Source organism: Halomonas denitrificans (assembly GCA_019800895.1).
Lineage (GTDB): Bacteria > Pseudomonadota > Gammaproteobacteria > Xanthomonadales > Wenzhouxiangellaceae.
In genome coordinates this window covers 57,527-77,720 of sequence record JAHVKF010000002.1, presented here as the reverse complement: position 1 = coordinate 77,720, position 20,194 = coordinate 57,527, and the positions used below count along the sequence as shown (strand labels likewise).

Genomic DNA, 20,194 nt, shown 5'->3' with positions numbered 1-20,194 from the left:
TCGACACGACCGTTTCATCGCGACTGGATGGTGACTGCCGCACCCCGATCGTTCATCCGCTGGATGCTGCCTGCCGGCTGGCGAGGCCTGTGGACCGCGTGCCTGCTTGCGGTCGTCGGCGACGTCGCCCAGGCGCAGTACGACAAGCCGTTCCGCTTCTGGGAAACGCGCAGCTGGTCGATCCAGGACGGACTGCCGCAGAGTCACGTCAGTGCGCTGGAGCAGGGGCCGGACGGCTATCTCTGGGTCGGTACGCAGGTCGGCCTGGCCCGCTTCGACGGGGTGCGCTACGAGACCTTCGTGACCGGGTCCACGCCCGGCCTTGCGGGCAATTACACCCACGCCTTGTTCCTGGACTCGAGTGACCGGTTGTGGATCGGGACCCACAACGGCGTCAGCGTTTTCGAAGACGACCGGTTCCACGACCTCGGACCGGACTTCGACGGGCCGGTGTACGGGTTCGCCGAGCTCGCCGACGGCAGCGTTGCCGCCGCCGCGCCCGGCTTGCCGTTGCTCGACAAGGACGGGCAAGCGCGCCACCTGCTTCCGCGCGTCCAGGTCCGCAGCGTCGCCGCGGCCGGCAAGGACCTGTACGCAGGCGGCCAGGGCCTGCTGGTCCGGATCATCGATGGGTCCGCGGTCGAGACCTGGCCGCTGCCGCCGGCCTACGTCGACCAGCCGATCGAATCGCTGGCCTGGCATCGCGACCGCCTCTGGGTGATGACCGACCAGGCGACGCTGACCTTCTCGGAGGGTCGCTTCGAGGCCGCGACCGGGCCGGACGGCGCACCGCTGCCGGGCGGGTCGCGGCTCTACGTCGATCGCCACGACACGCTGTGGATCAGCACCTACGGCCGCATGCTGCGGCGGCTCGACGGCGACCGATGGGACGTGATCGGCGAGGCCGAACTCGGTTGGTTCCCGTGGATCCTGGCGCTGGCCGAGGACCACGAGGGCAATGTCTGGATGGGGAGCGCGACCAACGGCCTGTATCGCGCCTGGCCGGGCTGGTACAACCAGTGGAGCCAGGGCGAGGGGCTCAGCGACACCTTCGTCTGGTCCATGGCGCCGGCTCGAGGCGGCGGTCTCTGGATCGGAATGAAGACCGGCGTCGACCGGTTCGAACACGGGCGCTTCCGAACCGTCGTCGACGAGGGCGACTTGCCGAACCCTTCGAGTTACACACTGCTGGAGACCGCGCGCGGCGATCTGCTGATCGGAACCGAGGCCGGCCTGGCGGTGCTGACTCCGGAAGGCGCACGACCGGTCGATGGCTTTCCCGCGACCGGAACGGTCTACAGCCTGCGCGAACCGTCGCCGGGTAGGGTCTGGGTCGGCACGGAGCAGGGCCTGTTCCATCTCCGGGATCTCCGTCCGCACGCCCTCCCGCCGATCGAACCGCTCGACCGACTCAGCGTGCGCTACACGTTGGCCGAGGACGACGGTCTCTGGGCGGCGACGGAGCGGGGCCTCTTCTGGCTCGACGACGCCGGCGCGCGACCGGTCGACGGTCCCCCGGTCGCCGAGAGTGCCTTCTTCACGGTGCTCGCCGACGTCGGTGAAGGAAGGATCATCGCGGGCACGCTGAAGCAGGGCCTGCTGGTCCGCGGGAGCGACCGCGCCTGGCGCCACGTGCCGCCGTCGCGCGGGCTGCCGTCGGACACCGCGTTCTACCTCGTCGTCGATGACGGCTGGCTGTGGGGCACGAGCCACGAGGGCCTGTTCCGGATCCGCCTGGACGAGCTGTTCGCGGCCGGCGACGCACCGTTGACCTCCGGTTCGATGGTGCTGTCCAACGGAAGCCGCCACGCCGGTGCGCAGAACTCGCGCTGCTGCAACGGCGCCGGGACCGCCAAGGGCGTGTTGATCGACAACCGCCTCTGGTTGCCGACGCTCGACGGGATGATCGAAGTTCCGCTGGGCCGGATCGAGCCCAACCGGACGCCGCCCGAGGTCCACATCACGCGCATCGAAACGCGCACCCGGCAGTACGATTCGGTGGGTGCGTCCGTGAGCCTGCCGCTGGGCGAGCGCGATGTGCGGTTCCGCTTCACCGCACTGAGTTTTCGCGACCCCGACAGCATGCGGTTCCGGGTTCGCCTGGACGGCTTCGACGACGACTGGCGAGAGGTCACGGAGACCCGCTCGGCCAACTACACCAACCTGCCGCCCGGCGACTACGTGTTCGAAGTGATGGCGACCAACAACGCCGGGGTCTGGAGCCCCGAGCCGGCTTCGCTAACGCTGGTCGTTCCGCCCTACGTGCACGAAGAGGCGTGGTTCCGCGGACTCGTCGCCGTGGTCGTACTGGTCGCGCTCTGGGCCGCCTACTGGGCACGAACCCGGATCCTTCGGCGCCGCCAGAAACAGCTCGAACAGATCGTGGCGTCTCGAACCGACGAACTGCGGCGCGCCAATGAACAGCTCGATGCGAGCAATCGGAGGCTGGAAGAACTGAGCGAGTCCGACGCGCTGACGGGACTGAAGAACCGGCGCTTCATCGCCCACCAGCTGCCGCGTCACATCGCCTATCTCCAGCGCCGCATGCGCGAAGACGGCCGGTCCCGCGCTGCCGGCGTCGCACTGCTCGACCTCGACCGCTTCAAGCAGGTCAACGACGAGCACGGTCACTCGGCCGGCGACGCGGTGCTCGTGGAGTTCGCCGACCTGCTCCAGACGGTGGTCCGCAGTTCGGACTATTGCATCCGGTGGGGCGGCGAGGAGTTTCTCGTGGTCTCGCCGATCGCGACGCTCGACAGCCAGCAGCAGCTCGCAACGCGGCTGCTGGATGCACTGCACGATCACCCCTTCGAGCTGCCCGACGGGTCGACGATCCACCTGACCTGTTCGATCGGACTGTCGACACTGCCGATGGGCGATGAAGCCACGGCCGACTGGGAAGCCGCGCTGGAAATCGCGGATGCGAGCCTGTACCGGATGAAGCGGTCCGGGCGGGACGGCTGGATCAGCCTGGCATCCGAAGAGGTCCAGCGCCGGGTGCTCGACACCGGCAGCGTCGAAGCCACGCGGGAAGCCCTGGCCGCGCTCGACGACGAGCACTGGTGCGTGCATCGCTGGAGCGAAACCTGACCGCGCGCCCCTGCCGGGAAACCACGCGCGAACCGCCGAAGCGCTCTGCTATCCTCGCAGGCATCCATTGCGGTCCGCGACGGCCGCTGGCCAGTGACCCGTACCCGACGAGCGCACCGAAGTGACGATGGCCCGACGCAACGAAACCCTCCTCGATGTCGTTCGCGCGCTGGCATTCGCAACCGCCGTGGTGGCGGGGGGCATCGTCATCGGCGTTCTCATCGAGCGATCCATCGGCCCTCCCGGCGAAGCCGTAGTCATCGAAGAGACCGGCGAGGACAGCGACCTGCCTCGGCCCGATTGAACGCTCGCCACGCACGGGCCGTGCATAATGACGCCCGAACTCGCGTGCAGGAGATCGCTCGATGAACATGAGCAAGGTCGTCTTCGGTTTCTTCGTGTTGCTGGCCCTGACCCTGAACTTCGGGTTCTTCCTCGGCGACATCGACAACCCCGACCATCACAACGTCTACGAACTCTTCGCGGCGCTGATCGTGGGCGTGATCGCCACGGTGCTGAAGTTCGGCGAGCGATCGCACATGGGGGCGGTGCTGCTCGCGTCGAGCCTGGTCGCCACCCTGCAGCTGATCGTCGCGGCACTGGTCTGGGCGATCGCGGCCCACATGACCGCCGATGGGCTGACTCCGGCCGTCATGGCGTCGATCGTTTCCCTGTCGGGCGGCGCCCTGCTGGCCAACCTGCTTTCGGTGGTATTGCTGACGCTCGAGACCGCGGGCATGGCGCGCTGAAGCCGCCGCCCGGTCCGCGATGAACGAGTCCTTCCTGTTCCTGTTCCTGCGGCGCATGCGGGTGCCGTTGATCGTGCTGATCTCGGCCTACTCGCTGGCGACCGTCGGCTTCACCCTGATTCCGGGGGTCGACGACCAGGGCAACCCGTGGCGCATGTCGCTGTTCGAGGCCTTCTACGTCGTCAGCTACACCGGCAGCACGATCGGCTTCGGCGAGGTGCCCTACGACTTCTCGCCGGCGCAGCGCATGTGGACGATCGTCAGCATCTACGTGACCGTGATCGCGTGGCTGTTCTCGATCGGATCGATCGTGTCGCTGCTCCAGGACCCGGCCTATTCCCGCGCGCTGAAGCATTCCCAGCGCAAGCGCTCGGTGCGCGGCCTGGACGAGCCCTTCTACCTGGTCTGCGGCTACGGCGACACGGGCCGGATGCTGACCCGCGCCCTGACCGACCAGGGCCATCCGGTCGTCGTCATCGAGCACCAGGCCGAGAAGGTCGAGCGGCTGTCGATCGAGGAGTTCGTCGCCGAGGTCATTCCGTTCCATTCCGATGCCCGGCAGCCGGACCACCTGGTGGAGGCCGGCATCCGCAGCCGCTGGTGCGTCGGGGTGCTCGCGGTGACCGGCGACGACGGCGCCAACCTCAGGGTGGCGATTTCCGCCAAGCTCCTCAATCACAAGGCGGCGGTGCATGCCCGTGCCGACCTCGAGGAGACCGCGAACAACATGCGGTCCTTCGAAACCGATCACGTGATCAAGCCGGTGACCGAGTTCGTCCGGCGCATGAAGCTCGCCATCGAACGTCCCCATGCGTTCCGCCTGTACCACTGGCTGGCGTCGGGTCCGTGGGCCAGGATTCCCGATACGCGCCACCCGCCGGCCGGTCGGTGGATCCTGTGCGGCTTCGGCCGGACCGGCCGGGCGATGCACGCCGCACTTCGGGATCTGGCGATGGAGGTCACGGTGATCGCGCCCGATGCGCAGGATCCGCCGCCGGGTTTCGTCGACGCGGTCGGCACCCAGGCCGAGGACCTGCAGGACGCCGGCATCGAGGATGCGGTCGGCATCCTTGCGACCACGTCGGACGACACGGACAACCTGTCGATCATCGTGACCGCGCGTGCCCTCAACGAGGACCTGTTCCTCGGCGCGCTCGAGAACGGACTCTCGACCCACGAGCTGTTCCGCGCCGCCGCTCCGGACTTCATCGGCCAGCCCAGCACCGTGGTGGCCGGCACCATCCTCAGCCGGATCCGCTCGTCGCTGATGGGCGACTTCCTGGACCACCTGCTGGAGGCCGACGACGGCTTCGCGCGCGCCGTCCTGGAAACCCTGAGCTGTCACGGGACCCAGGCTCCGCCCGAAATCTCCGCCGGGCGGATCAGTGCACGCCGCGCACCGGCCGTGGCGCGGGTGCTGGCCGACGACCGACCGGTTCCCGTGGGCGTGCTGTTGCGCGACCCCGGCAACCGCGAGCGCCGGCTCCCGCTCTCGGTGCTGATGATTGCCCGCGACGACGAGCAGCTCGTCTTCCCGGACGAATCCACGCCGCTTAGATCGGGCGATCGCCTGCTGCTGGCCGGCCGACCCGGGGTCGCGAAGCGCGTGATCAACCTGATGGAGAACGACCAGGCGCTGGCCTACGCGCTGACCGGTGAGGAGATCCTGCAGGGCTGGTTCTGGGACTGGCTGCAGCGTCGACGGCAGCAGAAACGGGACCAGGGCGAACAGGCGGGCTGAGGCGCAGGCTACAGCGTCGCGTCCAGCGCCCGCGCCTTCTCGAGGCGCAGGAACCCGGCATCACCGTCCGACCACTGCGCCAGCAGGACGTCCAGGTCTTCGCGCGCGGCGGCGTCGCGGTCCGTCGAGACCGCCAGCTGCAGCCGTTCCCAGCGCGCCGAGGCGAAGGCCGGGTGGCGCTCCAGCAGGTCGTCGAGCAGCCGGCGCGCTTCCGCCTGTTGGCCGTCGGCGATCAACAGCTCGGCCAGGGCGAGATCGAAGTGTTCCATCGCTTCCATGTTCAGCGACAGCCCCGAGGCGCGGAACTGCTCGCGGGCTTCGCGCATGGTCTCCACGGCCCGCTCGGTATCTCCGGCATAGGCGGCCGCCAGCGCGTTGCCCCATTGGACGATGGCCAGGACCCCGCCGAAGGAGAACTGCTGTTCGAAAAAGCGCAGGCGTTCCAGCTGGGCCTCGACCTCGTCGACCGGGCGCCCCTGTTCGATCAGCAATTGCATGCGGTCCAGGGCGAGAAAGCGATTGAACGGTTCGCCGAGCGCGTCCTCGGCGCGATCGAGCGTGGCGTGTGCTGCCGCGTAGTCCTCGAACGCGTAGTGGTGCTTCAGCATCAACTCCGCCCAGGTGTTCCAGAACTGGGCCGGCGGCACCGTGCGGCGGACCCGGTCCTCGCTGGCCGTCAGCTCCTCCAGCATCGCCGTGTAGCGGCCGGTCGAGGCCAGCATGCCCAACCGCACCTTCAGCACCTCGGTCTCGATCGAACTGTCGACCGTGCTGTTCTGGAGCGCATCGAGAATCGTCCCCGCGTCGTCGAAGCGGCCCTCGCGCAACAGCACCAGCGCGCGATTCAAACGCGCCATGGCCGGATCGTCGGCCAACAGGGCGGCCGTATCGAACACCTCCAGCGCCTCGTCGGCCTGGCCGGAGCGGGTCAGTACCTGGCCCAGTTCGATGCGCGCCGCCACGTCGTCGGGGGCCTCGTCGATGTAGGCCCGCAGGCGATCGGCCGCCGCGCGGTAGTCGCCGGCCAGCTGCTCGACGACGGCCATCTGGCGCAGCACGTCCACGCTGCCCGGATCCAGCGCGCGGGCCTGGCGCAGCGATTCTGCCGCCCCCTCCACGTCGCCCATGGTGATCTGGTTCTGGGCCAGCGTGGTCCAGGCCGTGAAGCTGTCCGGGTGGACTTCGGTCCACATCGCCAGCACGCGCATGGCGGTGGCGTAGTCGCCGGCCAGCGCGTGGCGATTGGCCTTCATCGCGAACCGGGTCTGCGAATCGAGCTTGTACTCGAGGTCCATCGCCCGGTTCAGCGCTTCGATCGACGCCGGCAGGTTGTTGTTGGCGCGGTGCATCTGGTGCAGCCAGACCGCGGCCAGGGCAAAGGTCGGGTCGATCTCCAGCGCGCGGCCGAGACCCGCCTCGGCGGCTTCGTAGTCGGTGCGGAGATGCAGCGCGTTGAAGCCCTCCATCGCCGCCTGCAGCGCCTCGGTCGACGCGGTAGCGGCTTCGGCCAACGGGATGCGCGTGAAGCGCTGCTCGCCGTCGGCCGCCGTCGGCGTGACCCGCGGCGCGATGCGCTCGGCCAGCCGCGCGGTCGCTTCGATGACATCCGCGCCGGTGGCCTCCACCTCGTCGGTCACCGACCCCGACGTCGCATCGATGATCTGCGCCGTCAGCCGCACCCCGTCCTCGCCGTCGGCGAGCGCGCCTCGAACGAGATAGCGTGCGCCGATGCGCTGGGCCTGGCGGACCGCAAGCGCGCGCGGTTCGCCGACCGCGCCGGCATAGCCGGCCTCGGCGTACGCGCGTCCGACGTTGGCGGAGTAGGGCGTGAACATCGAGATCAGCGGGTCCCGGTTGAGCTCGACGCCGAGCAGCCACGCAACGGCGTACTGGCGCCAGTCCGGGGCCGCCTGGTCGTCCTCGAGCGTCCAGAACGAGGTCAGGACCTTGCGATGGAAGCCTTCCCGGGCGACGGTGAAGGTCTGCTGCTCGCCGGTTTCGTCGATCACGGTCCGTTCGACCGTGGCGCTCTCGGCCGGACCGATCGCCGATCCGGGCGCACCCGGCGGTGCGTAGCCGAAGAACGCGACCACGCCGATGACGGCGAACACCAGGTTGGCCGGGACGAAGACGCGTTCGAAACGCGGCGACCGGTCCCGACCCGGTGAGCCGTGGTTCCAGGCCAGCACCGCCACACTCGGCAGCAGCGCGATCATCAGGACGAAGACGTAGGCGACCAGACCCGGCGCCATTCCGAGCCGCTCGGCGGCCCATTCGCCCATCTCCACGATCAGCCAGCAGGCGCCGATGTAGACGCCGAGGATCTGCGGCACGCGGCGCGCGAACAGTTCGGAAATCAAGCCCTTGCCTTCGGCCGCCATTGGACCATCCCGTTGGATCGGTGGTCGGAATTATACGGGCGCGACCGTCGTCGGCCGACCGCCATTCGTCATTCGCTCGACGATGGGCGCCCGGCAATCGACATTCGGCAATCGACGATCGACGGCTCAGGCGTGCAGGTGGCGCTGGAGCCGGCCGACCAGGTGGCCGAAGGTCAGGCTCCAGGCGCTGACCAGCCAGACCCCGAGCGGGATGCCGGTAAACAGCAGGGCCCAGCCCGCGATGCCGCCGTTGAAGGTGCTCGTGCCCAGCGCGTAGGCGATCCACATCAGGCCGGAACAGCCGATCGCGACGTACAGCGCGATCCGCAGCTTCGGCCAGAGCCGGCGCGGTTCGCGCGGGCCGAACAGCATCGAGCGGAGGACACCGAACAGCCAGCCGACCAGCGCCAGCAGGGCCCAGGCCCGCAGCACCACCGGCAGGATGTCCTCGTCCGTGAACGTCATCGCCGGTGCGGCTTCATCGCGGTCTTCCGCACCGCCGGCGGCACCGGGCGCGGCCCCCGTGGCACTCGTTGCCCCGTCATCCGTCGCGCCTGGCGGTCCGAGGTCGAGCGGGCCGACCACGCGCTCGTAGACCCCGATGCCGCGTTCCAGCAGCGCGAACGACGCGTCCTGGAAATTGGTCAGCAGCAGCGCCGCGACCATCAGCAGCAGGAAGGTCCAGGAAAACAGCATCGGCACCAGCTGGGTCCAGCGCAGATAATCCAGCGCCAGGCTGGCCAGGGCACGAACCAGGTGGACGTGTTCGGGAACCCGGTCCGACGAGCCGCCGGCATCGGCCGACGCGTCCGGTGGGGTGCGGTGGGAGGACTCGTCCATCCGACGATGATGCAGTCAAGCCCTGCGTTCCGCAACACGGCCGGTCCGGGGAAGGCTAGCGAGCTCGCAATGCTCGGCTGTCGGAAAGCCAGTGCCGCACGAACTCGTCGGCCGGAACCGGCTTGCCGAGCAGGAACCCCTGTGCCTCCTTGCAGCCCATCGCCAGCAGCGCCTCGACCTGTTCCCGCGTTTCCACGCCTTCCGCGATGGTGTCCAGGCCGAGGCTCCGTGCCATGGCGATCGTCGTCTCCACGATCACGCGGTCGCTTTCGTTCTCGGTCATCGTGGCGATGAACGACCGGTCGATCTTCAGCTTGTCCAGGCGAAACCGGCGCAGGTAGGACAACGAGGAGTAGCCGACGCCGAAGTCGTCGATCGCCAGCGCGAAACCCGCTTCCGCCAGCGCGTTCAGCACCTCGACCGCGCGTACGGGGTCGCTGGCGACCGCATTCTCGGTGATCTCCAGCTCGATGCGCCCGGGGTCGGTCCCCATCCGTTCGAGGATGCCCAGCACGTCGTCGACGAATTCCGGCCGATCGAGCTGCAGCGGCGACACGTTGATGCCGAGCCGGCCCGGCAGCTCGAGACCGGACTCGTCCCATCGCGCCAGCTGGCGGCAGGCGGCCTCGAGCACCCATCGACCGAGCTGCGGCATCATGCCGCGGTCCTCGGCGATGCCGATGAACTCCGAGGGCGCGATCACACCGTAGTCGCGATCGGTCCAACGAAGCAGCGCCTCGGCACCGACCAGCCGCCCTCCGGCCAGCTCGAACTGCGGCTGGTAGCACAGGGCCAGTCCGTCCCCGCGAAGCGCCTGCTGGAGCCGATGGGCAAGAGCGATCTTGCGGGCCAGCCGATCGCCGAGTGCCTGGTCGTAGAACCGCACCGCTTGGCCGGTCTGCTTGGCGCGCCAGAGCGCGATCTCGGCGTTCTTCAGCAGGAGTTCCGCGGAGTTGCCATCGGCGGGGTACTGTGCGATGCCGACGCGTGCGTCGAGCCGGAACGTGCGTCCCCCGGCCTCGATCGGATGCCGGATGGCCCGAAGCGCACGATCGGCCAGCGCGTCGGGAGGCCCCTCGACGATGGCGGCAAAGCCGTCGGCGTAGATCCGCGCCAGGCTGCAGGTGGCCGGTAGCGCGTCGCTCAGCCGGCGGCTTACGGCGCGCAAGAGCTCGTCCCCGATCGAGTGGTCGTTGGCCTCGTTGACCTCCGCGAAGCCCTTCAGGTCGATCAGCACCACAGCCACGGATCGAGAATCGGGGGCCGCCCCGGCCCGGCGGTCGGCGACCGCGCGACGCAGCGCATCCATGAACAGGGAACGATTGGCGAGGCCCGTAACGACATCGAAAAAGGCCAGCGCCTCGATCTGGTGCTGCGCACGGACCAGGTCCGTGATATTGGCGTAGGCGATGACCACGCCCAGTCCGCCGGCCCGGATCGGCGTCGCGCTCACGGACAGCCAGATCCGGCCCTTCGGCGTCTCGACCTGCGTGATCTGGTCGCGGACGGTCTCCCCGGTCCGCAGTGCGATTCCTCCGGCGTAGTCGTCCGGGCGCATGCGGGCGCCGTCCCGGTCGTAGATCTCCCAGCCCTCGGCGTAGTTGCGCGAGAGGTGTTCGGTCCGGGACATCCCGAGCAGGTGTTCGGCGGTTCGATTGCAGTCGACGATGTCGCCGTGCTCGTCGAGAATCGTGATTCCCACCGGCAGGACATCGTAGATCGCCTGCAAGCGCAGCAGCGCATGGTCCAGCGATCGGGTCGAATGCGGACGGGCGTCGCCGGGCGCGTCGAGCGCCTGGAGCGCGCCGGGCACCTCGCCGCGGAGCACGTCGATCAGCCGGTGATACCCATCGGGAAACGCATCGCCCAGGGACGTCCAGCCCGAGTCATCGAGATCCGAAAGCGCGTCGAGCAGGTCTCGCGCGGGGCTGTCGGGCGATTCGGTCAAGGGCGTTCCCTCTACTGCGATCTACCACCGGTGCCATCACCCGGGTCTCGACTGCCGCATCTCCACCGGGAATCGTTTCGGCAGGGGACGGGGACGCGGACCCTGTTGCAATGGTCCGAGGTCTTCAGGACCATACGCCAGGCCTGTGAATTCCATTACGGCACGCGGAAGGCCGGGACGTTTTCCGAGGGTCAAGAGTGGATCGACGACCTTTGAGTACCATGAGGAATCGGAACCCGGGAAGAGATGATCGCCATGCGCCGACTTGCGTACGAAACCTGGGATGTATTCACCGACCGTCGATTTGCCGGAAATCCGCTTGCCGTCGTGTTCGGTGCAGACGCCCTGTCGACCGAGGAGATGCAGTGCGTCGCCCGCGAGTTCGATTATTCGGAAAGCGTGTTCGTGCTCGAGCCGGACGACGACGAGGTCGATGCGCGGATCCGCATCTTCACCCCGACCGGGGAGCTTCCCTTCGCCGGCCACCCGACCGTGGGTGCGGCCTGTGCCCTCGCCCGAGCCCGCGGCGGCGGCAACGCGCTCCAGCTCGACCTGGCCGCCGGTCGGTTCCCGATTCGACTGAGCCGGAACGGCGCACCGTACGCCGAGTTCCAGAATCCGAATCGGCCCCGGCTGCTGGAGCGGACGGCCGATCCGGCCGCGATCGAGCAGGCGCTCGGCCTGGCGGAGGGCAGCGTTGCAAGGGAAGCCTACCGGCCGCGCTTCGCCGGTGCCGGCATCGACTTCCTGTATGCCCGGGTCGACCGCGAAGCGCTCGATTCGGCGCGCCTGGATACGTCGTCCTGGGACGCGCTGGCGTTGGGGAACGCCTGCGGCGTGTTCGCATGGAGCAGCGACGACCCGGCGCGCGGGGCGTTTTCGGCCAGGATGTTCGCGCCGCATATCGGCGTGGCCGAGGATCCGGCCACCGGATCGGCCGCGGCCGGTCTGCCGGCCCACCTCGTCGCCGCCGGCGCGCTGGACGACGGCCGCCACGAATGGTCGATCGAGCAGGGCCGGGTGATGGGCCGGCCGAGCCGCATCTTCGTGCGACTCACCGTCCACGGCGGCGTTCCGCGCGCCCTCCGGGTCGGCGGCCACGCGGTGCCGGTCATGAACGGAACGATCGAGGTCTGAGCGCCGCATCACGACCGAACCGGTCGCTCCTGAGTCCGCGAACAAGGCGCCTTTGGGAGCTTGCCTGCAGGCGAACAAGCAGACTCTCTCCGTCGCCCCGCACTCGACGCGATGTTCTCGAATCGGAACGGCGAAAAGCGTTCTCCCGCAGAGGCGCGAAGACGCGGAGGAAAAGCCGAAGCGAGAAAGAGCCTGCTTCCCCCGTTGCCCTGAGCTTGACTCAGGGCCCAGTGTATTCGCAGTTCCCCGCCGCCCCACATACGCCGACCGAAGCACCTGTTGGAGGCCGCTTTCGGGCGAACGCTTTTCTGACCCGGCCCTTCGCTCGCAAGCTCACTCCCACAGGCTCGAGGCTTCTGGCTCCTGGCTCCAATCGGAACCCAGCCTGTTGGAGACCGCTCGCGGGCGGAGGGTGGGCGGACTGGATCGATTCGCTCGCAAGCTCACTCCTACAGGCTCCTGGCTCCAGGCTTCTGGCTTCTGGCTCCAATCGGAACCCAGCCTGTTGCAGACCGCTCGCGGGCGGAGAGCCATCCGGCGCCCTCGATCCAGTCGCCTGTGGGAGCGAGCTTGCGAGCGAAGGGCCGCGGCAGGACGTACGAGCCGGCTCAGGCCTCGGTGGCCACCGCGCGGAGGCGGGCGCTGAAGGCGTCGGCCGGCATCGGCCGATCGAACAGGAAGCCCTGGGCCAGTTCGCAGTCGCGGGCGATCAGCATCGAGCGCTGGTCTTCGGTTTCCACGCCCTCGGCGACGACCTGCAGGCCGAGGTCCGCGGCCATGCTGACCACGGCCGAAACGATCGCGGCGTCGTCGGGATCGTGGCCGAGATCCTGGACGAAGGATTGGTCGATCTTCAGCTTGCTGATCGAGAACTTCTTCAGGTAACTCAGGCTGGAATAGCCGGTGCCGAAGTCGTCGATCGACAGCCCGACGCCCAGCCCGTTGAGCTGGGAGATCACGCGGCTGGCGGTGTCGGCGTCGCGCATGATCACGCTTTCGGTGAGCTCGAGCTCCAGCCACTCGGCGTCGAGCGCGTTCGCGTCGAGCGCCGATCGCACCTGGTCGACGAGGCCGCCGCGCCAGAACTGCAGGGCCGAGACGTTGACCGCCACCGGCAGCGGCTCGAAGCCCTCCTTCATCCATACGGCCAGCTGGCGGCAGGCCTCGGCGATCGCCCAGTCGCCGATCTCGATGATCAGGCCGCTCTGCTCGGCGATGGGAATGAAGCGCGACGGCGGAATGTTGCCGTGCTCGGGATGGTTCCAGCGCATCAGCGCCTCGGCGCCGACGATGCGGCGATCGGCCAGCCGCACGACCGGCTGGTAGTGCATCGACAGCTGCCCCGTCTTCAGCGCCTGGCGCAGGTCGCTTTCCAGGGTCAGGCGCTCGCGCGCGCGGTCGTTCATCTCCGGCGTGAAGAACTGGTAGTTCGCCCGGCCCTTCTCCTTGGCGGCGTACATCGCGGCGTCCGCGTTCCGGATCAACGTCTCGGCGTCGATCGCGTCGTTGGGGAACATCGAGATGCCGATACTCGGCGTGACGCGGAGCTCGTGGCCCTCCAGGTCGAAGGGCTCGGCGAACAAGCCGAGGATGCGCTGCGCGCCCCGTGCAGCGCCTTCGCTCTTGACGTCGGACAGCAGGATCAGGAACTCGTCGCCGCCGAGGCGGCTGACCGAGTCGTCGCTGCGAAGCCCGCCGCCCAGGCGCTTGGCGACCTGGACCAGCAGCTGATCCCCCAGGCTGTGACCCAGCGAATCGTTGATCGTCTTGAAGTGGTCGAGATCCATGAACAGCATCGCCAGCGACTGCTTCGACGAGCGTGCATGGTTGATCGCCTGGCGTAGCCGCCGGTCGAGCATGGCTCGGTTGGGCAGGCCGGTCAGCGCATCGTAGTGGGCCAGCCGGTGGACCTGTTCCTCGGCCCGTTTGCGTGCCGTGATGTCGTAGATGGCGCCGTCGAAGTACTGGATGTTGCCGTCGTCGTCGCGCGTGGCCACGGCATTGTTCACCCCGATGAACCGCGTCCCGTCGGAGCGGACGAACTCGACCTCGATGTCCCGGTAGTAGCCGTCGCGCTTGAGCAGCTCGAGCAGTTCGTCGCGCTGTTCGCTGCGCGCATAGAGGATCGGTCCGGCATGTTCGATCATCTCCGCGGGCGTGTCGTAGTTGAACATCTTCGCCAACGACTCGTTGGCATAGATCAGGCCTTCTTCGGCGCGCCCTCGATAGATGCCCTCGAAGATGTTGTCGGTGATCGAAGCCAGCAGCTGCTCGCTCTCGCTGAGCTTCTCGGTCATCCGGTGGGCCAGGTGTTCGGCCCGGCCTCGGGTCTGGAACAGGGCCAGCAGGTAGGCGATGAGCAGCCCGGTCAGCGTGAGCCCGCCGACCAGCACCAGCGCCGCCGCGCCGAGGGGGACCGGGGGTTCGACCAGTTCCAGCCGCCAGGTCCGGCCGGCCACCGGAATCTCGCGTTCGACGCGGGTTTCGCGATGCAGCCAGTCGTCGTTCGGCGGCGGCGTCGCCCCGTAGATGACCTCGGGCCGGTCCGTGACGTCCGTGGCCGCGAAGTGCAGGCCGGACAGCGCGGCCGTCGGTGCACCGAACAGGTCTTCGTTGGCGATCGACGCGGCGATCCAGCCCGTGTGGCTGGCCGACTTCTCGGACACCCAGATCAGCAGCACGTAGCCGGCGAGCGTGGATTCGCCGTCCTCGGTGCGGAAGTCCAGCGGCGCCGACAGCAGGGCCGAACCGGTCTCCCGGGTCAGGCGGAGCGCGTCGTGCAGCGGTGCGACTTCGCAGATGTCGCGCCCGATCGAGGAGGAATTGTCTTCCAGCGGTTCGTTGTAGAAGATCGGGCAGTAGAACGGTCGCTCGCCCTCCGGTCGGACCTCGAGCGGCGCCAGCCCCTCTTCCGCGCGCTGGTCGGAGAGCAGGTCCAGGCCGATCGGATCGTCGACGTAGGGGGCCCAGGCCAGGCCGAGCAGGCCGGGCAGGGCCTGGCCCGAGATGACTTCCGCTGTGAACAGGGCCCATTCGGGACGGGTCACGAAGTCGGACCCGGCGAACAGCGCGCGCCCGGCGAGCAGCAGCGTTTCGTACTTGGCGAACTGGCTGGCGACGGTGCCGGCGATCTGCTCCATCTGCTCCGAGAGCTCGGCGCGATTGCGCCGGTGCTCCGACTCGTGGAGCCAGAGGGCCGCCCACGTGCTGGCCGTCACGCCGACGAGCGCGATCAGCGTCAGGGCCAGGGACGAACGGCGCGGCAGATTCATGAACGGAACGGGAACCCCCGGGAAGCGGCCGAGGCCGCAAACCACGAAGCATGCCACGGAAACCGAGCCATATGCCAGCGCCGTTCGGCCGGCATTGTGGCGCGCCTGCGGATTCGCCCTGGTTTCCGTGACCGGTGTCGCAGTCCCCGCGGCGCCGAACTTTGTATGGTGGCCGCATACATTGACGTCCGGGTCGGCCCGGCGTATTCTTTGTACACGATGGCCGTACAAAAGAATTCGCCGACCCTGGTGGTCGATCTCGACAGCTCCGTGCCCGTGGTCCAGCAGATCGCCGGCGGGCTGCGCCGCTGCCTGCTCGACGGCGACCTTCGCCCCGGCGATGCGCTGCCGTCGTCGCGCGCACTGGCCCGCGACCTCGGGGTGCACTTCAACACCGTGGTGCAGGCGTATCGCGAGCTCGAGGCCGAGGGATGGCTCGAACTCCGGCGCCGCGCCGGCACGGTGGTCGTCGAGCGTCGCGCGCCCCGGCCCGGCGTCGGCGAGCGAGAGCGGCTCGCCCGCCGCTTCGGCGCTGCGCTGGACGACCTGCTGGCCCGCTACGAGGCCCGCGGCCTGGACCGCGCCGACCTCGAGGACCGGATCGACGAGGTGCTGGATCGATCCGGCACTTCGGAACGCGCGCCGGCACGGACGCCGGCCGGAAAAGGAGATGAAGAATGAACGCCTGGATGCTTGCCTTTGCCTACCTGCTGCCCACCGCCCTCGGCGGATTGATGCTGGCCATGCCCCGGTTGGGCCGGGGCAGCACGTTCTTCGCCGTCACCGTGCCGGCGGGCTTCGCGGAGTCTCCGGCCGGACGGGCGATCCGGCGCACCTACCGCTTCGGGACCCTGGCCGCGCTGCTGCTCAGCCTGGCGGCCATCACGCCGCTGTGGCGGTGGCTGGACCCCGAGCCCGCGCTGGCGGTGGCCTGCACGATCGGTTCGCTGGGCGTGAGCTTCGGTGCGATCGCGGTCTTCGTTGTCTGCCGGCAGCGGGCGATGGCCTACAGCCGGGACCGTTCCGCCGAGCGGAGGATCGAGCTGATGCCGCCGGATCGGTTGCGCGATATCGTGCCCCGTCCCCTGTGGATCCACGCCGTGCCGTACCTTCCGGTCGTGGCGGCGATGGCCTGGCTGGCCGCCCGGATCGGGGCGCCGGTCGGCCCGGAATCCGCGTCCGCGCCGATCGACCCGGCCGTGGTCTACGGCCTGCCGCTGCTGATGCTGGCGACGCTGGCGCTCATGCACCTGATCATGCCGCTCGGGCTCCTGATCCGCCGCCTTCCCGGACATCGCTCCCGGGTCGAGGCGATCAACCGGATGGTGCTGTGGATGATGCTGTTCCTGGGCCTGCTCGGCGGGTGGAACGCGCTGGCCGTGCTGTACGGCGAGGCCTGGATCGGCGGCGCGCTCGGCGTGGCCGTCAACCTGGGTTGTACGCTGGCGGTGCTGCTCGTGCCGGTGGTGATGTGGCGCGCCGGCAGCTTCGCCCGGCCCGGTCGACCCGACGACGGCGATCGCTCGCCCGATGCAGCCTGGAAGCTGGGGCTGATCTACTACAACCCCGACGATCCCGCGCTGTGGCTGGAAAAGCGCTTCGGCGTCGGCTACACCCTGAACTTCGGGCGGCCCGCCGCGTGGTGGATCATCGGCGCGATCCTGGCCGCCACCGGCGCACTGGTCTGGGTGGCGCTGCCCTAGGACGGCGCTTTCACTCCCTCATCGATCAACGTCGCTGGATCCCGCATCAAGTGCGGGACGACAGCAGGGTGCCTGTGGGAGCGAGCGTGCGAGCGAACGGCCACGACAACAGGGAGTCTGTGGGAGTCAGCTTGCGAGCGAACGGTCGCCTCGCCTACATCGACCGAAGCACCTGTTGGAGGCCGCTTGCGGGCGAAGAACGATCGCCGAACCCATCCGCTCTCTCGAGCCCGGATCAGCTCCTCGACCGCTCGGGATGACGAACGGTCCGGTAACGGACCTGGCGGCCGCTGGGGGTGAGGGCGGCGTCGCCCGGCGCGGAGCCCAGCGCCCGGTCGCGGCCGGCGTTCTTGGCCCGGTACAGCGCGAGATCGGCGCTGGTCAGCAGCTCGTCGAAGCGAAGCCGCGGTCCCGAACAGGTGCCGATGCTGGTGGTGATCAGCGTGTTCAGACCGGATTTCGGGCCGAGACGCTGCGCGATGGCCACGCGGATCCGCTCGGCGGTTTCCAGCGTTTTCCTGTGATCCGCATCCGGCACCACCATCAGGAACTCTTCGCCGCCCATGCGGGCGATCAGGCAGTCGGACGCCTCTTCCTGCAGCAAGCGGGCCAGTTCCATCAGCACCCGGTCGCCAACGTCGTGGCCGTGGTTGTCGTTGACCCGCTTGAAATGATCGAGATCGATCAAGCACACGCCGATCAGCTGGGTCCGATCGAAGTCGCGGATCGACCGGAACAGGCCACGCCGGTTCATCAGGCCGGTCAGTGCATCGGTCTCGGAGGCGCTTTCGGCGGCTTCCCGGGCCTGGTGCAGCTGCTGCATCGTGCGCGCGTTGTTCAGCACCACGAGAACGAACGGCAGCGCAACGCTGGCCACCGCGATGGTGAGGAACAGCGACGTGTTGACCAGGCCCGGCTGGAACAGCGGGTAATCGCCCCGGGTCGAGAACACCGCGATCACGCCGCGAAGCAGCATCAGGAAACTCACCAGCAGCAGACCGCGCTGCGTGAACCGGCCGATCGGTCGCATCAGTCCGCTCAGGCCATGCAGGGCGCTGGCGCAGCGAAGTGCAAGCAGGCTCAGGGTGGCGCCGATCAGGGCCGTGCGGGTTTCGATCTGGCCGCCGCTCGCGGCGTTGATGGTGATGGCGACCACGATCAGCGCGGCGATCGACGCGTCGGGCCAGATCGGAATCGTCCGCTCGCGGAAGCGCCCGATGCCCATGCGCACCAGGATCAGGGTCAGGAAGAACAGCCCGTTGCCGCAGGCTACGGACACGGGCAACGCCACGATGCCGCGCGCGAACAGCATGACCAGGCCCAGCGACAGCGCCCACTGCGCCGCGACCCAGTAGCCGAACCCCGGTTCCGTTCGCCCGACCTGCCAGAAGGAGGTCATCCCGACCGCCAGGGTGAAGGAGATCAGGAAGATCGCGGCTGCGACCGAAGGGGTGTCGATGCTGGCCAGGAAGTCCAATCGTACTCCGGCTCGTGGCCTTTGAAACCGCAGCCCAGTATAGAGAGCGATCGGACATGCCGCAATTCGCTACGGCGCGGCGGCTCCGGGGCTTCGAGGCGGGTATGCGGTCGTCGACGGACGACCTGGGGTCACGCGGCCGATCAGATCGCGTATTCGATGATCAGGTCGGTGAGTTCGTCGCGCGAGATGACGTTGTCGTGGTTCGCGTCGAATTCGTCGAAGATCTCGTTGCGGGTCTTCACCCCGTGCTTGCCGAGCAGGCAGTCGATCAGGTCGACGAACTCGGCGCGCGAGATCACCCCGTCGTTGTTGGTGTCGAATTCCTCGAACAGGGCCTGAACAAGTTCCCGGCGATCCATCGCTGCACTCCCTCGCGGTGAGGATATCGATGATACCCAGACAGGCGCGGCCCTGCAGGCGACCGGTGGAACCCTGATCGATTGGAAAGGAAGGCGCTGGACCCCGCATCGAGTGCGGGGCGACGAGGGGGGTGCGGGCACGCGGTGAGAACGTGAGGAGCGCAGAGGGTCTTGCTGTCGTCCCGGCATCCGAGACGGGACGCAGCGGAACTGCAGATTTCGTCGCCCGCACTCGAAGCGTGTCCGGCGACGTTGAAATTGCTTAGTCGCCCCGCACTCGATTCGGGGTCCAGTGACTTCGGGTGTGGATCAAGAAAGGCCCGGGGTCCCGCATCACGTGCTGGACGACAGGGAAAGGCGGAGCCGGCGACCTCGTCGACCCGGGCCTCGGCCGGCACCGGCGGCGGCGTATACTTTTCGCTGGAGTCCACCACCGGGAGCACACCATGAACCGAATTTCCAAGTCCTCGCTGGCCGCCATCGGCCTGCTGGTTTCCGCGAGTGCCTTTGCGCAGACCGAAATCATGAGCGTCGACGGCACCTTCGAAACCGGCGCCCCGAACGAAGCCAATCGGCATGCCTTCGATGTCGAGGCCGGGCAGACCATCGAGGTCATCGTCCGCGGCGACGGGGTCGATACCGCGCTCAACGCCCAGCTGCCGAACGGCGAGAGCTACTACAACGACGACTACGACGGCCTGGACGCCGGCTTCGTGCGCACCTTCAGCAGCGCCGGCACCGTGGTCGTCGAAGCCCGCCCGCTGTCGTCGGGCGAGACCGGCAGCTACACCCTGGTCGTGCGCGAACTGCCGCCGGCGGCCGACGTGGCCATCGGCGAGAGCGTCACCGGGCGCCTGACCGGAGGCGGCGGCGATCGCTACCAGATCACCGGCGAGGCCGACCAGCGCGTGATCATCGACCTGAAGTCCTACGACTTCGACGCCTACCTGACCCTGGTCGACGCCGACGGCAACGAGATCAGCGACGACGACGGCGGCGACGAGGGGTACAACAGCCGCCTGCAGTACCACTTCCGTGAAGCGGGCACCGTGACCGTCACCGCCGGCAGCCTCGGCGGCGGCTCCGAAGGCCGCTACGAGTTCAGCGTCGAGGGCCTGGACAGCGAGCAGGTCGCCCAGCACGACGGCAGCCTGGGCGCCGGCGACGAGCGCGCCTACGACGGCAAGCTGTTCGACGTCTACGAAGTCGACGGCGAAGCCGGCGATACGCTGTCGGTGACCCTGGAGTCCGACGACTTCGACACCGTGGTCTACGTCTCCAACCCCGACGGCACCAACCTCGGCCGCAACGACGACGGCAACGACGGCACCAACAGCGAACTGATCGTGCGGTTGTACGAGTCGGGCACGCACAAAATCTACGTCACCGCACTGTCCGACGACAGCGGCGACTACACGCTGACCATCTTCAAGTAATCTCCGCGACCGCCGGCGCAGGCCTTCCTGCGCCGGCTCGGTCGGCTTCTCTTCTGGC

Annotated in this window: 14 protein-coding genes; 8 read left to right on the top strand and 6 right to left on the bottom strand. The window is 68.4% G+C overall.

All coding sequences use genetic code 11. The annotated features are described in order from the left end of the window. The first annotated feature begins 30 nt into the window (after positions 1-30). The 4 genes from KUV67_04720 (at position 31) to KUV67_04705 (ending at position 5,580) form a co-directional block, all read left to right on the top strand. Positions 31-3,090, top strand: coding sequence for a diguanylate cyclase (locus KUV67_04720; GenBank protein MBY6204170.1), 3,060 nt, complete (start codon positions 31-33; stop codon positions 3,088-3,090). Between the two features lie 127 nt (positions 3,091-3,217). Next, entirely contained in the window at positions 3,218-3,394 is a 177-nt protein-coding gene (locus KUV67_04715) for a hypothetical protein (protein ID MBY6204169.1), read from the top strand. A 61-nt stretch (positions 3,395-3,455) separates the two neighbouring features. Continuing rightward, the gene (locus KUV67_04710) at positions 3,456-3,839 is read left to right on the top strand and encodes a hypothetical protein (protein ID MBY6204168.1); all 384 of its coding nucleotides are present in this window, start codon (positions 3,456-3,458) and stop codon (positions 3,837-3,839) included. A 19-nt stretch (positions 3,840-3,858) separates the two neighbouring features. Further along, complete coding sequence (locus tag KUV67_04705; GenBank protein ID MBY6204167.1) at positions 3,859-5,580, top strand: NAD-binding protein; 1,722 nt, start codon at positions 3,859-3,861, stop codon at positions 5,578-5,580. A gap of 8 nt (positions 5,581-5,588) precedes the next feature. On the opposite strand, the gene KUV67_04700 is transcribed toward KUV67_04705, so the two are convergent. The 3 genes from KUV67_04700 to KUV67_04690 all read right to left on the bottom strand — a co-directional run bounded on the left by KUV67_04700 (position 5,589) and on the right by KUV67_04690 (position 10,749). Next, positions 5,589-7,961 (bottom strand): tetratricopeptide repeat protein, encoded by a 2,373-nt coding sequence (locus tag KUV67_04700; GenBank protein ID MBY6204166.1) that lies wholly within the window; start codon positions 7,959-7,961, stop codon positions 5,589-5,591. Positions 7,962-8,087: 126 nt separating this feature from the next. Next, the gene (locus KUV67_04695; protein ID MBY6204165.1) at positions 8,088-8,801 is read right to left on the bottom strand and encodes a hypothetical protein; all 714 of its coding nucleotides are present in this window, start codon (positions 8,799-8,801) and stop codon (positions 8,088-8,090) included. A gap of 55 nt (positions 8,802-8,856) precedes the next feature. Next, positions 8,857-10,749, bottom strand: a complete 1,893-nt coding sequence (locus tag KUV67_04690; GenBank protein MBY6204164.1) for an EAL domain-containing protein — start codon at positions 10,747-10,749, stop codon at positions 8,857-8,859. A 255-nt stretch (positions 10,750-11,004) separates the two neighbouring features. Here KUV67_04690 and KUV67_04685 point away from each other — a divergent pair, with 255 nt between their 5' ends. Beyond that, positions 11,005-11,886, top strand: coding sequence for a PhzF family phenazine biosynthesis protein (locus KUV67_04685; protein MBY6204163.1), 882 nt, complete (start codon positions 11,005-11,007; stop codon positions 11,884-11,886). A gap of 608 nt (positions 11,887-12,494) precedes the next feature. Here KUV67_04685 and KUV67_04680 read toward each other — a convergent pair. Next, a complete protein-coding gene (locus tag KUV67_04680; GenBank protein MBY6204162.1) occupies positions 12,495-15,158 on the bottom strand; it encodes an EAL domain-containing protein in 2,664 nt (887 codons plus the stop codon). A 219-nt stretch (positions 15,159-15,377) separates the two neighbouring features. Here KUV67_04680 and KUV67_04675 point away from each other — a divergent pair, with 219 nt between their 5' ends. Both KUV67_04675 and KUV67_04670 read left to right on the top strand, forming a co-directional pair. Further along, a complete protein-coding gene (locus KUV67_04675; GenBank protein ID MBY6204161.1) occupies positions 15,378-15,839 on the top strand; it encodes a GntR family transcriptional regulator in 462 nt (153 codons plus the stop codon). Next, positions 15,836-16,861, top strand: coding sequence for a hypothetical protein (locus tag KUV67_04670; protein ID MBY6204160.1), 1,026 nt, complete (start codon positions 15,836-15,838; stop codon positions 16,859-16,861). Before KUV67_04675 ends, KUV67_04670 begins: the two co-directional genes overlap by 4 nt. A 235-nt stretch (positions 16,862-17,096) precedes the next feature. Here KUV67_04670 and KUV67_04665 read toward each other — a convergent pair whose 3' ends face one another. Together KUV67_04665 and KUV67_04660 are read right to left on the bottom strand one after the other, a co-directional pair. Continuing rightward, the gene (locus KUV67_04665) at positions 17,097-18,338 is read right to left on the bottom strand and encodes a GGDEF domain-containing protein (protein ID MBY6204159.1); all 1,242 of its coding nucleotides are present in this window, start codon (positions 18,336-18,338) and stop codon (positions 17,097-17,099) included. A 143-nt stretch (positions 18,339-18,481) separates the two neighbouring features. After that, positions 18,482-18,700, bottom strand: coding sequence for an EF-hand domain-containing protein (locus tag KUV67_04660; protein ID MBY6204158.1), 219 nt, complete (start codon positions 18,698-18,700; stop codon positions 18,482-18,484). Positions 18,701-19,146: 446 nt separating this feature from the next. Here KUV67_04660 and KUV67_04655 point away from each other — a divergent pair, with 446 nt between their 5' ends. Beyond that, the gene (locus KUV67_04655; GenBank protein ID MBY6204157.1) at positions 19,147-20,136 is read left to right on the top strand and encodes a PPC domain-containing protein; all 990 of its coding nucleotides are present in this window, start codon (positions 19,147-19,149) and stop codon (positions 20,134-20,136) included. Positions 20,137-20,194 lie beyond the last annotated feature (58 nt).